Origin of the sequence: Enterococcus sp. DIV0436a, from assembly GCF_051711605.1 — a bacterium.
Classification (GTDB): domain Bacteria; phylum Bacillota; class Bacilli; order Lactobacillales; family Enterococcaceae; genus Enterococcus_B; species Enterococcus_B faecium.
The window spans coordinates 2,011,304-2,023,923 of the sequence record NZ_JBIONA010000001.1 but is presented as its reverse complement, the minus strand read 5'-3'; the positions used below and the strand labels follow the sequence as shown (position 1 = coordinate 2,023,923).

Annotated in this window: 14 protein-coding genes, 1 tRNA gene and 1 pseudogene; 12 read left to right on the top strand and 4 right to left on the bottom strand. The window is 38.0% G+C overall.

Annotated features, from left to right (window positions below):
* Positions 1-2: 2 nt before the first annotated feature.
* Positions 3-167 carry a hypothetical protein gene (locus IGL15_RS09905; protein WP_002286676.1) on the bottom strand — a complete coding sequence of 55 codons (165 nt, stop codon included), beginning with the start codon at positions 165-167 and terminating at the stop codon, positions 3-5.
* A gap of 153 nt (positions 168-320) precedes the next feature.
* Here IGL15_RS09905 and IGL15_RS09900 point away from each other — a divergent pair.
* Positions 321-394, top strand: a tRNA-Arg gene (locus IGL15_RS09900).
* A gap of 45 nt (positions 395-439) precedes the next feature.
* Here the strand turns inward: IGL15_RS09900 and IGL15_RS09895 are convergent.
* Together IGL15_RS09895 and IGL15_RS09890 are read right to left on the bottom strand one after the other, a co-directional pair.
* Positions 440-553: pseudogene (locus IGL15_RS09895) on the bottom strand (tyrosine-type recombinase/integrase); the annotation flags it as partial.
* Positions 554-935: 382 nt separating this feature from the next.
* The gene (locus IGL15_RS09890; protein ID WP_002286469.1) at positions 936-2,168 is read right to left on the bottom strand and encodes an aminopeptidase; all 1,233 of its coding nucleotides are present in this window, start codon (positions 2,166-2,168) and stop codon (positions 936-938) included.
* A gap of 255 nt (positions 2,169-2,423) precedes the next feature.
* Here IGL15_RS09890 and IGL15_RS09885 point away from each other — a divergent pair, with 255 nt between their 5' ends.
* Positions 2,424-2,993, top strand: a complete 570-nt coding sequence (locus IGL15_RS09885; RefSeq protein WP_002286467.1) for a TetR/AcrR family transcriptional regulator — start codon at positions 2,424-2,426, stop codon at positions 2,991-2,993.
* A gap of 177 nt (positions 2,994-3,170) precedes the next feature.
* Here IGL15_RS09885 and IGL15_RS09880 read toward each other — a convergent pair whose 3' ends face one another.
* A complete protein-coding gene (locus IGL15_RS09880) occupies positions 3,171-3,611 on the bottom strand; it encodes a flavodoxin (protein WP_002297963.1) in 441 nt (146 codons plus the stop codon).
* 157 nt (positions 3,612-3,768) lie between these two features.
* Here IGL15_RS09880 and map point away from each other — a divergent pair, with 157 nt between their 5' ends.
* From map to rfbD, 10 genes are all read left to right on the top strand, one after another.
* A complete protein-coding gene (gene map, locus IGL15_RS09875; protein WP_002294533.1) occupies positions 3,769-4,533 on the top strand; it encodes a type I methionyl aminopeptidase in 765 nt (254 codons plus the stop codon).
* A gap of 31 nt (positions 4,534-4,564) precedes the next feature.
* A complete protein-coding gene (locus IGL15_RS09870; protein ID WP_002286461.1) occupies positions 4,565-5,488 on the top strand; it encodes a YihY/virulence factor BrkB family protein in 924 nt (307 codons plus the stop codon).
* 75 nt (positions 5,489-5,563) lie between these two features.
* Positions 5,564-6,703 carry an MraY family glycosyltransferase gene (locus tag IGL15_RS09865; RefSeq protein WP_002286457.1) on the top strand — a complete coding sequence of 380 codons (1,140 nt, stop codon included), beginning with the start codon at positions 5,564-5,566 and terminating at the stop codon, positions 6,701-6,703.
* A complete protein-coding gene (locus IGL15_RS09860; protein ID WP_002286455.1) occupies positions 6,696-7,496 on the top strand; it encodes a glycosyltransferase in 801 nt (266 codons plus the stop codon). The genes IGL15_RS09865 and IGL15_RS09860 overlap by 8 nt, the downstream gene beginning before the upstream one ends.
* Positions 7,496-8,323 carry a glycosyltransferase gene (locus IGL15_RS09855; protein WP_002286453.1) on the top strand — a complete coding sequence of 276 codons (828 nt, stop codon included), beginning with the start codon at positions 7,496-7,498 and terminating at the stop codon, positions 8,321-8,323. Before IGL15_RS09860 ends, IGL15_RS09855 begins: the two co-directional genes overlap by 1 nt.
* A 4-nt stretch (positions 8,324-8,327) precedes the next feature.
* Entirely contained in the window at positions 8,328-9,035 is a 708-nt protein-coding gene (locus IGL15_RS09850; RefSeq protein ID WP_002286451.1) for a glycosyltransferase family 2 protein, read from the top strand.
* 99 nt (positions 9,036-9,134) lie between these two features.
* Positions 9,135-10,001, top strand: a complete 867-nt coding sequence (gene rfbA, locus IGL15_RS09845) for a glucose-1-phosphate thymidylyltransferase RfbA (protein WP_002286449.1) — start codon at positions 9,135-9,137, stop codon at positions 9,999-10,001.
* A gap of 13 nt (positions 10,002-10,014) precedes the next feature.
* Positions 10,015-10,587 (top strand): dTDP-4-dehydrorhamnose 3,5-epimerase, encoded by a 573-nt coding sequence (gene rfbC / locus IGL15_RS09840; RefSeq protein WP_002286442.1) that lies wholly within the window; start codon positions 10,015-10,017, stop codon positions 10,585-10,587.
* Positions 10,588-10,608: 21 nt separating this feature from the next.
* Positions 10,609-11,637 (top strand): dTDP-glucose 4,6-dehydratase, encoded by a 1,029-nt coding sequence (gene rfbB, locus IGL15_RS09835; protein WP_002294532.1) that lies wholly within the window; start codon positions 10,609-10,611, stop codon positions 11,635-11,637.
* A 97-nt stretch (positions 11,638-11,734) separates the two neighbouring features.
* Positions 11,735-12,586, top strand: a complete 852-nt coding sequence (gene rfbD, locus IGL15_RS09830; protein ID WP_002294531.1) for a dTDP-4-dehydrorhamnose reductase — start codon at positions 11,735-11,737, stop codon at positions 12,584-12,586.
* Positions 12,587-12,620: the final 34 nt, after the last annotated feature.

Genomic DNA, 12,620 nt, shown 5'->3' with positions numbered 1-12,620 from the left:
TGTTAAAGTAAATCCTCTTTTTTCGTAAATTTGAATTTTTTGTTTTCTTTTGTTTTAGGGTTTTCTTTTTTGTGGTCTTGGATTGCTTCTTTCGTAATCTTTTCCCGATTTTTTTTAGATGAATCTAAGCGTTCTGCGTATACTTTTTCTTTTGGCTTATCATTCATTGGAAAGAACCTCCCTACATTATTTCATTCTACCTCTAGTTTATCATCTGTTAAGGACTAGTGGAAACGTTTTGCCTAACTTATAAGCTGATTTTTTTAGCAGATAAGCTTGCAAGTAAAAAACAAACAAGCTACAATTGATTTATTGAAATTGTTCCTGTAGCTCAGTAGGATAGAGCAATCGCCTCCTAAGCGATAGGTCGCTGGTTCAATTCCAGTCAGGAACGTACAAATAACCCCTGTATCCTTTGCGGTACAGGGGGTTATTTTGTATAAGTAGACATTGTAGTTTCTAAACTGCTATGTCCTAAACGTTTCGATACGCTAAGTATATTTACTCCTTGATAAAGTAAAATAGATGCATGCGTATGTCTTAGTCCATCAATAAACAGTCGAAGAGAAAATAGGGAAAAATTGATTACTAAAGAAAAACTTACTAGGTCGACGGTGTAGTTGATTTTCATACTTCAATAGATTCGAATTAAACGATTTCGATTGGCTTATACCAGTCCTATCCAACGAAAGATATATCGTTCTTAACTCTAGCGGTATAACTTGAAGCTTTACGTAAAGCCAATGGGAATGAACTGGAGATGACTTTTTATTATTTTTAGTAATAGCTGATGGGTTAATACTTACAACTTTCCTTTTCAAAGTACCATATAAAAAAACGGTGGGGTTGTTTAGCGAAATAAAGGATCTAAGCCAATAGCTTAGATCCTTTATTCTATGCTTTATATTATTTTTTGCATGTGTGCGAAAGTATACTCAAGCCCAATCGCCATTTCGGAAAATCGGTACTGTAGAGCCATCTTCACGGATTCCGTCGATATCCATCTTGTCAGATCCTACCATGAAATCTACGTGGGTTTGACTTCTATTCAATCCAGCTTCTGCTAATTCTTCATCGGACATTTCTGTACCGCCTTTCACACTGAAGGCATAAGCAGAACCTAGTGCTAAGTGATTCGATGCGTTTTCATCAAATAATGTATTGAAAAAGATGATGCCAGATTGAGAAATAGGTGAAGGGTCAGGTACAAGTGCGACTTCTCCTAAACGACGCGCACCTTCATCTGTATCAAGCAGTTTTGCTAAGACATCTTCTCCTTGTTCGGCAGAAAAATCAACAACTTTTCCATCTTTAAAAGTAAATTTCATACCCGAGATGATGGTGCCAGCATAACTCAGTGGCTTTGTACTTGAAATGTAACCATCTACTCGATGACTGTCAGGTGCTGTGAACACTTCTTCCGTCGGCATATTTGCCATGAATTTTTCTCCACGAGCATTATAGCTTCCAGCGCCTTCCCAAAGATGGTTTTTAGGCAATCCGATAATGATATCTGTACCGGGAGCAGTATAGTGAAGGGCAGAAAATTGTTCTCGATTCAATTCTTCTGCTTTTTTTGCTAATTTTTCATCATGCTTCTTCCATGCTAAGACAGGGTCTTCTTCATAGACACGAGTCGTTTTGAAAATCTGATCCCATAATGCCTCAACTTGTTTTTCTTCTGGCAGTTCTGGGAAGACTTTTGCTGCCCATTGTTTACCAGCCGCAGCCACGACAGTCCAACTGACTTTATTTGCTTGAGTTGCCTTGCGTAAATTCATTAGTGCTTTGCCATTCGCTGATTGATAAGACGCTACTCGATGGCTATCTACACCAGCAAATGCATCGGGATCGGCAGAAACAACGCTGATCCTGCTTGCTCCTTTTTCAAGCCATTCATCCGCTTGATCGATTTTAGATTGTGGTACATTCTCAATACGATCCGTTGCAGCATGTAAAAGAAATTCTCTTTGGATCTGGTCGTCAGTCCATTGAACGATAACCTCAGCGGCTCCTAGTTTATAAGCTTCTTGTGTGATCAATCGAGCAAGGGGTGCCTGTTCCACGCTGATCTGTAAAACAACTGTGTGTCCTTTTTCTGTGGCTACGCCAGTTTCTGCAATTAAGCGTGCATATTTTTTTAGAAGTTCATTAAAATCAGATAACATAATAAAAATTCCTCCTCACCATTTTTTCTGGTAACTATTAGCATGATACCATTTAATTATGATTCAAACAATGAGGCTTTAAATAAAAAAAGGAGGTTATTTTTTTAAGGTTAAGTTTCATGATATATGTTACTACTTGCTATTTCAGCTTGTGAAGAAAATCAAAAACTAATTTTGCATATCAAAAAAAACATGTTACAATGAAATTAATCAATGGTGGAAGCGTTATAAAAAAATTAAGGAGATTAAAAAAATATGGCAAGAAAAAAGACGATTACTAGAGAACAGATTTTGGCAGCTGCTTATGAAGTAGCTGCCACCGATGGATTTACACGATTTACTGCGAGAAACATCGCGAACAAAATGAATTGTTCCACGCAACCGATTTATCTTGAGTTTAAAAATATGGATGACTTGAGACAAGCTCTTTTTGAGCAGATCTATGATCATTTACAATATGAAGTGTTCACTGTTGAGCATACAGGGAATACGATTATCGATCTTGCTTTTAATTATATCCATTTTGCAAGAAGAGAGAAGAAGTTGTATCGTTCACTGTACTTAGAAGAATATGGTGGAGGAAAAGAGATGCAGAATTTCTCTTATACTTACTTTGTGAATACAGTGAAACGCGATCCAGCTTATGTGAATCTTTCAGAAGAGCAGATCGAATCTTTGTATAATGGGACATGGATCATAGCTACTGGGATCGCAGCTTTGATGTCTTCAAGCATCATCCATCCAACTGATGAACAGATTGAAAAGATGATCCAAGACAGTATAGATGCTATCTTGAAATTCAAAGAACCAATCGAAATCGATTGAATATACTCAAAAGTTCCACAAATCAGTAGGTAACAAGAGATGTGTCAAAATAAGGAAAAGTTCGTTTTTCTTACAGCGTATGCATTTTTAACTCCCGAAGAACTCTTCCATGAATGCAATGAATAAAAGAGCCATACAGATTGAATAAATCTGGATGGCTCTTTTATTGCAAGTATATTAAATTTTTGCGACTAGTTCTTTAGCGAAAGCTTCTAAATTTTCGATATCTTCTTCTTCAGCATTCAGATCCACTTTAACATTTTCGGCTCCTTTTGATGCGCCTGTTTTTGCAAAAGCAGCATCGAAATCATCCACCGATTTGCAGAATTCATCGTAAAAAGTATCACCAGATCCGCAGACACCGTAAATTTTTCCCGATAGATCCAATTCTTGCAAGTCTTCATAAAAGTCTACGATCTCATCAGGCAGATCGCCATCATCGTATGTATAAGTAGCTACTACGCAAATATCTGCCTCCTCGAATTCATCTGCATCTACTTGGGTACATTCGTTGATTTCGACTTCGATATCCAGATTTTCAAATGCTTCTGCAACAATATCGGCGATTTCTTCAGTGTTTCCTGTCATGCTAGCATATACGATTTTTGCTAAAGCCATGATGTGCCTCCTCGTTTATAATTATTTAACAATTATGAATTATACCAAAACATCATTGAAAAGAAAATAAAACCTAGAGACACCTGGGGAATGTCATTTGGCTAAATGTATGCCGCTATGTTAAAATGAGAGGGATTTGTAAAAAGGAGACGAAAATATGATTACTTTAAAATCAGCACGTGAAATTGAAATGATGGCAGAATCTGGAGCTTTATTAGCAGATGTACATAAAAATCTGCGTGATTTTATAAAACCAGGAATCACAAGTTGGGATATTGAGGTATTTGTCAGAAACTATATCGAGAGTCATGGCGGAATTGCTGCGCAAATTGGCTTTGAAGGGTATGAATATGCGACTTGTATCAGTATAAATGATGAAATTTGTCATGGATTCCCTCGTAAAAAGCCTTTGAAAAACGGTGATTTGGTAAAAGTCGATATGTGTATCGATTTGAAAGGCGGCATTTCTGATTCTTGTTGGGCCTATGTAGTTGGAGAATCTACACCTGAGATCGACCGATTGATGGAAGTAACGAAGAAAGCTTTGTACATCGGTATTGAGCAAGCACAAGTAGGGAATCGGATTGGTGACATCGGTCATGCTATCCAAACTTATGTAGAAGGCGAAAATCTAGCGATCGTTCGTGATTTTATTGGTCATGGCGTTGGTCCTACGATTCATGAAGAACCAGCAGTTCCTCATTACGGAGAAGCTGGAAAAGGGTTGCGGTTGAAAGAAGGCATGGTTATCACGATCGAACCTATGGTTAATACCGGAACTTGGAAAATGAAAATGGATCCTAACGGCTGGACTGCGTATACAAGAGACGGCGGACTTTCTTGCCAATATGAACATACATTGGCTATTACTAAAGATGGTCCAAGAATTTTGACATCACAAGGAGAAGAAGGCACTTATTGATCTAGCCAGTCAATAGGTACGGGAGAGGTACATGAAAGTTTGGAACAAAATAAAACAAAATGAAAATCTGATGCGCTTTATTGAGACGACTCAAAAGCGCATCACTGATTCAGAAATGAGTACGACCTCTGTCGTCGTTGCTTATTATTTACTCTTGTCTTTATTTCCATTGATTATTGCTTTTGGTAATATTTTACCGTTTCTCCACATCGATCAAGAGACTGTACTGACCTATTTACGAGAAGTGATTCCTGAGACCGTTTACCAGTTTATCGGTCCTGCAATCAAAGACCTTTTGACACAAAGTTCAGGAGGCTTGTTATCCGTTTCTGCATTAGCGGCTTTATGGTCTGCAAGTCAAAGTATCAATGCTTTGCAAATTGCGATGAATAAAGCGTATGGCGTAGAAAATAGAAAAAATTTTTTGATCGTCCGTTTCTTCTCACTAATTGTCATTGTCTTGTTCATGATTGCTATTAGTGGGGTAACTATCGTTCTTGGGTTGGGACAGCTGATTTTGGATGCTATTCAGCCAATCGTACAAATACCCGTGAACTTTATCGATCAGTTCCAAACTTTGAAGTGGCCAATCACATTGGTAGCTTTATTTGTCATCATGTTCTTGATTTATTTAATTGTCCCTAATGCTCAGTTGAAGTTGAAGACGATCATTCCGGGCACGATCTTCGCTACTGTCGGCTGGATGCTGTTATCACAAGTGTTTAGTATCTATGCTAGGTATTTTGCAACGAGGATCAGCGGTTATCAGATCATAGGAAGTTTTATTGTACTCATGCTTTGGCTTAATTTTGCTGCTACGATCATCATTTTGGGCGGAATCATCAATGCAGTTGTTCAAGAATACGTGACGGGTCATCAAATCAAAAAACGTCGAGATCCAAGCCGAAAATGGTTCAATAAATTGAAAACTAAATTTTCTCATAAAAAAAAGTAGAAACAAGAGTTCTTATTGTAAATTTATATCAGTAATTTATAATAATTATGACTCTTAATTAAAGTAGGTGCCCATATGCTTGTTTCTTTTAGTATGGTTATAAGATTTTTTCTGACAATTTTATTATCACTGATATTAACACCTGTATTCAAAATCATTTCAGTACAAACAGGTATGGTCGACAAACCAAATGAAAGAAGAATAAATAAAGTTCCAATGCCTTCAGCGGGCGGACTGCCTATCTTTATTTCATTTGTTATATCGACTTTATTCTTATTCCGTAAAATTATCCCTCAATCGTATATTGTACCGATCTTGATTGCTTCTTTAGTAATCATAGTCACAGGAGTGCTCGATGATAAATATGAGCTGACACCTAAACAAAAAAGTATAGGGATCTTGATTGCTTCTCTTATTATTTATTTTGTAGCAGATATACGTATTGATTCCTTCACGCTTCCTTTTATTGGATATATCCAACTAGGCTGGCTTAGTTTTCCCGTAACGATTTTTTGGATCTTCGGTATCACGAATGCGGTCAATCTGATTGACGGTTTGGATGGGCTGGCGGCAGGGATTTCATTGATCGGTTTAATTACGATAGGAATCATTGGATATTTTTTCCTCCATGCTTCTACAGTGTATATTCCAGTTGTTATTTTCTGTCTTGTAGCAAGTATTATCGGTTTTTTTCCTTACAATTTTTATCCGGCAAAGATTTATTTAGGCGATACAGGAGCTCTATTCCTAGGGTTTATGATGGCCGTCCTTTCACTACAAGGGCTGAAGAACGTGACTTTTGTTTCATCGATTTCTTTGCTGATCGTCATGGGAGTGCCGGTAACAGACACGTTTTTTGCTATCATTAGGAGAAAAGCAAACCGTGTTTCTTTTTCTACAGCAGATAAAAAACATCTTCATCACCGACTAATCAGTTTAGGCTTTACTCATAAAGGTGCTGTCCTGACGATTTATGCGATGGCTTTGATGTTTTCTTTCACAGCTATGGTCATGAATTATACTGGAAGAATCGGAACGATCATATTGATTATTGCCATGTTGTTTGCTGCAATTTTATTATTTGAATTGATTGGTCTGATCAATGAAAAACATCAGTTTATTTTAAAAACATTGCGATTTTTAGGGAATAAAGAGTACCGTACGCAAGTAAAACAGAAATATTTGAAGAAATGGAACCGTCATATAGATGAATAACAAATTAAACCAGCCGATCCTTATTAGTATTGTGACGGCAAACAGTGATAAAATTTTTCGGACACTAGATAATTTTATTTCAACTGTAAAAGATGAAACAGCAGTAAAAATCCGAATTTTTGACAACAATTCACTTCCCGAGTACAAAAAAAGACTAACAGAGTATAGGAAATATCCCTACATCGATATCTATTTTCATGATGAAAATTCCGGATTTGGTTATGGACATAATCACAATCTGATAGCTAGCGATTCTCGCTATGGCATTATTTGTAACCCAGATATTTTAGTGGATGAAGAGACAGTTACAGCATTGGTCTTGTTATTGAAAGAACATCCGGAATGTGCGATGTTAGCACCTAAGATTCTTAATGAAGATGGAACAACTCAGCACCTCATCCGTGAGCAGCTGGCTGTTTTTGATTACGTTTTGCGCTTTGTGCCTTTCAAATGGGTCAAAAAAAAGTTTGACAAACGACTGGCTGTGTTTGAATGCCGAGGATTGCCTACTGATGCTAATAGTTATGTACGGATGATCTCAGGTAGTTTTATGGTAGCTGATATTGATAAATTTAAAGAGATAAAGGGGTTTGATGAGCGTTTCTTCATGTACTTTGAAGACAACGACTTGTGTTTGAGTTTTGAAAAAGCAGGTTACAAGTTATTGTACACACCCTTTTATGCAGTTATCCATTTTTACGGGAAGGGTGCGCATCGAAATGCAAAACTGTTTCGCGTGTTTTTGACTTCTATGATGAAATTTTTCAATAAGTGGGGGTGGCGTTTTTTCTGATGAAACCAGAAATATTAGTAGTCGTTGTGCTTTATCAGCAACTATTCAGTCAATCTCCAGCTTATGGACCATTAAGCAAAGCACTTAGCGAAAAGCAAATTCAGCTTATTATTTACGATAATAGTCCTCAAAGGCAGCAAAATGAGCTGTTTGAAAAAGAAAATATCGTTTATCATCATGATCCGCAAAATCCTGGTTTAGCGGTGGCTTATAATTTTGCGTTGTCTCAAGCAGATGAAGGAACACGTTGTCTCGTCACTCTGGATCAGGATACGAGGCTAGTCGACGATTATTTTGAACTATTGCGTAAAGTAACCTTTACAGATGAATGTGTTGCTGCAGTTCCGATGATTTTTTCTGGGAGCCGACAAGTTTCTCCCCTATATTCAGATCGTTATATCAATCGTACAGCTCAAGCAGTAGAAGTTGAAGGCCCAACAGCTGAACGAATCATGGCAATCAATTCAGGTGTTGCCTGGTCTGTCAAATTTCTAAAAAAGATTGGCGGGTTTAATCCTGCTTTTTCTTTAGATTTTTTGGATCATTGGCTGTTTTGGAAAGTGGATCAGTTGGAAAAAACTGTGGAGATCCTTCCTGTACGAATGGAACATGATCTTTCGGTTTTAGACTATGAAAAAGTTTCAAGTAATCGATACCGTTCTATTTTACAAGCAGAAAATCGATTTTATCATGAATATGATCAAAGGCATTTATCCAGTCACCGACGACAATTATTGTTAAGAACAGCTAAACAGTTCTTGACCGTCAAAAACCGGCATATCTGGCGGATGACTTTGCGCTCATATGTTAAGAATTGGAAGGTGTGAATTCGTGCGTTCGGTTTGTATAGCTACCTTTAATGGAGGCAGATATTTAAGAGAGCAGTTAGATAGTATTTTATCTCAGCTTTCAGCAGAAGATGAAGTAGTCATTTCTGATGATGGGTCAGTAGATGATACATGGGATATATTAACTGAATACGCAGAAAAAGATAAGCGAATCCAGCTTTTTTCGGGGCCTCGTCAAGGATTGATCGCTAATTTTGGTTATGCGATCCAGCAGACGAAAGGAGATCTAATCTTTTTGGCAGACCAAGATGATGTTTGGTTGGAGACAAAAGTGAAAAAGATCACTGACTATTTTGAGCAGAATCCGGATCAGCTAGTAGTAGTTTCTGATTTAATCATTGTGGACAGCGAGCTGCAAGAGATCCATGATTCGTATTTTTCGTTTCGAAATTCCAAAGAAGGATGGCTTAATAATGTGATAAGAAGTCACTATATTGGTGCTGGTATGGCTTTCCGGTCTTCTTTAAAACCCGATATTTTGCCGATCCCGTCAGAAGTGCCGATGCATGATATGTGGATTGGTTTGCTGGGAGGAAAGAAGACTGGGTTCCTAAGAGAACCGTTAACTCTGTACCGAAGACATGATTTAAACGCGAGTGAGATTGAAACACATTCTAAATTACGGCAAAAAATTTCTTGGCGTGTTCATCTGATTACGGCGTTGATCAAACGAAAATGGTTTAAACGTTGATAAAAGATGTTTAAATCCTTAATATTTCCATGACAAATATAACAATTGATGAGATAATAACAAAGTGAAATTTGAAATCAAAAAGGAGAGCATATATCCATGAAGGGAATCATTCTTGCTGGGGGCAGCGGAACACGTCTGTACCCTTTAACAAAGGCAACATCGAAACAATTGATGCCGATTTATGACAAACCAATGATTTATTATCCAATGTCTACTCTGATGTTGGCGGGAATCAAAGAAATTCTGATTATTTCAACGCCACAAGATACACCACGTTTCAAGGAATTATTTGGAAACGGAAATGATTTAGGACTGCAGATCGAATATGCAGTACAAGAAAGTCCAGATGGATTGGCACAAGCGTTTATCATTGGAGAAGAATTTATTGGAGATGATAGTGTCTGCTTGGTATTAGGGGACAATATTTACTATGGTGGCGGTCTGTCTAAAATGTTGCAACGAGCAGCTTCAAAAGATACAGGCGCGACAGTATTTGGCTATCATGTCAATGATCCAGAACGCTTTGGTGTAGTAGAATTTGATGAGAATATGCAAGCTTTGTCGATTGAAGAAAAGCCTGCTCAGCCAAAATCAAATTACGCTGTAACTGGCCTTTATTTTTATGACAATGAGGTAATTTCTATCGCTAAAGGTATCAAACCTTCAGAACGTGGAGAACTAGAGATTACGGATGTCAATAAAGCATATTTGGATAAAGGAAAACTATCCGTAGAACTTATGGGACGCGGATTTGCTTGGCTTGATACAGGAACACATGAATCATTGCTTGAAGCATCTACCTTTATCGAAACAATTGAAAAACGTCAGAACTTAAAAGTGGCTTGTTTGGAAGAAATTGCTTACCGTATGGGCTACATCGATAAGGAACAATTGCTGGCCCTTGCACAGCCATTGAAAAAAAATCAATACGGTCAATATTTATTGAATTTGGCCGCTGAATAAGGAGTCCTTACAGATGAAAGTAACAGATACAAAATTAACAGATGTCAAAATCGTAGAAATGGACGTCTTTGGCGATCATCGCGGTTTCTTCACAGAAAGTTATTCAAAAGCAAAATTTGCAGAACATGGATTGAAATATGACTTTGTTCAAGACAACCATTCACTATCAGCTGAAGCTGGTGTCCTTCGGGGGCTTCATTTCCAAAAAGGAGAAGCTGCACAGACAAAATTGATTCGGGTAGTCACTGGAGCAGTTTTAGATGTAGTAGTGGATATCCGCAAAGGTAGCCCGACTTATGGTCAATGGGACGGATTTATCTTATCTGAACATAATCATCGACAGTTGCTTGTACCTAAAGGATATGCCCATGGATTCGTTACTTTGACACCAAATGTGAACTTCCTTTATAAGTGTGATAATTACTATAATGCAGAAGCAGATGGGGGCATCGCATTTGATGATCCAGATTTAGCGATTGATTGGCCAATTGATCCATCAAGAGCGATTATGTCGGAAAAAGATCACCGTCATCCGACATTAAAAGAATTTGAAGCAGAAAATCCATTTGTTTACGGAGAAATCTAAGAATTAAGGAGAAATTTTCTTATGAAAAACATCATTGTTACCGGAGGTGCCGGATTCATCGGCTCTAATTTCGTTCATTACGTGGTAAACAATCATCCAGAAGTGCATGTCACTGTTTTGGATAAACTGACTTATGCAGGAAACAAAGAGAACTTGGCTGGACTTCCTAGCGATCGCGTAGAATTGGTCGTAGGAGATGTTGCAGATGCAGAATTAGTGGACCGTCTAGTAAAAGAAGCGGACGCAGTTGTTCATTACGCGGCAGAATCCCATAACGATAATTCATTAAAAGATCCTTTCCCATTTGTACAAACGAATATCATTGGTACGTATACACTTTTAGAAGCTTGCCGCAAGTATGATGTACGCTATCATCACGTATCTACTGACGAGGTTTACGGCGATCTTCCATTACGTGAAGACCTGCCAGGACATGGGGAAGGCGAAGGAGAAAAATTCACTGCGGAAACACCATATAATCCTTCAAGTCCATATTCTTCTACAAAAGCTGGTTCAGATCTGTTAGTAAAAGCATGGGTGCGTTCTTTTGGCTTACGTGCAACCATTTCAAACTGTTCAAACAACTATGGTCCTTATCAGCATATTGAAAAATTTATTCCTCGCCAAGTAACGAATATCTTAAGCGGTATTCGTCCAAAATTATATGGCGAAGGAAAGAATGTTCGTGACTGGATCCATACGAATGATCATTCTTCAGCAGTGTGGCTGATTTTGACGAAAGGCAGAATTGGCGAAACCTATCTGATCGGTGCAGACGGTGAAGAAGATAATAAGACCGTGATGGAATTGATCTTAGAAATGATGGGTCAACCAAAAGATGCGTACGACCATGTAAACGACCGTGCAGGACACGACTTGCGTTATGCAATCGATTCGACAAAATTACGGGAAGAGTTAGGATGGAAGCCTGAGTTTACGAACTTCCGTGATGGGTTGGCTGACACGATCAAATGGTACGAAGAACATGAAGACTGGTGGAAAAAAGAAAAAGAGGCCGTTGAAGCAGCATATGCCAAAAATGGACAATAATACAGAGAAAATGTCACTGTATTAATGGAAAAACACATGTGAGGCAGGCGCTCGCCTGTCTCTTTTTTAAAATAAAAATCAAGGAGCGGATAATCATATGTTTTTATTAACTGGAGGAAATGGGCAACTAGGTACAGAATTGCGCCATTTATTAGATGAAAAAAATCTGCCATATGTTTCAACAGATGCAAAAGACTTGGATATCACAGATGCCGAGAAAACAATGGCTTACATCACAGAATTAAAACCTGATGTTATTTTCCATTGTGCAGCTTACACAGCAGTAGATAAAGCAGAAGAAGAAGCAAAAGAATTAGATGAGAAGATCAATGTTGATGGTACAAGAAATGTAGCACTTGCAGCAAAAGCTGTGAATGCTCAATTCGTCTATATCAGTACAGACTATGTTTTCGATGGAAAAAACAAAAATGTAGAATACGAAGTAGACGACCAAACGAATCCACTAAATGAATATGGTCGTACGAAATTATTAGGCGAAAAAGCAGTAGAAGAGATTTTAGAAGACTATTATATCATACGAACTTCTTGGGTTTTCGGGATCTATGGACACAATTTCGTCTTCACGATGCAACGCCTAGCGGAAACCCGCGACAAACTGACTGTAGTAAATGACCAGTTTGGGCGACCAACTTGGACACGTACTTTGGCAGAATTTATGGTATATGTCATCGAAGAAAAAGCACCATTTGGTATTTATCATTTGTCGAACGAAAATAGCTGTTCTTGGTATGAATTCGCAAAAGAAATATTGAAAGATACAGATGTAGAAGTTGCACCTGTTACGTCAGAAGAATTTCCGCAAAAAGCAACACGTCCGCAGTATTCAGTCATGAGCCTGAAAAAGACAGAAGCGTTAGGATTTGTCATACCAACTTGGCAAGAAGCACTTGCGCAAATGCTGGAAGCTGCCAAAAAAATGAATAAGTAATTTCCTTTTTATCAAATAGAATTTGGAGCATGAT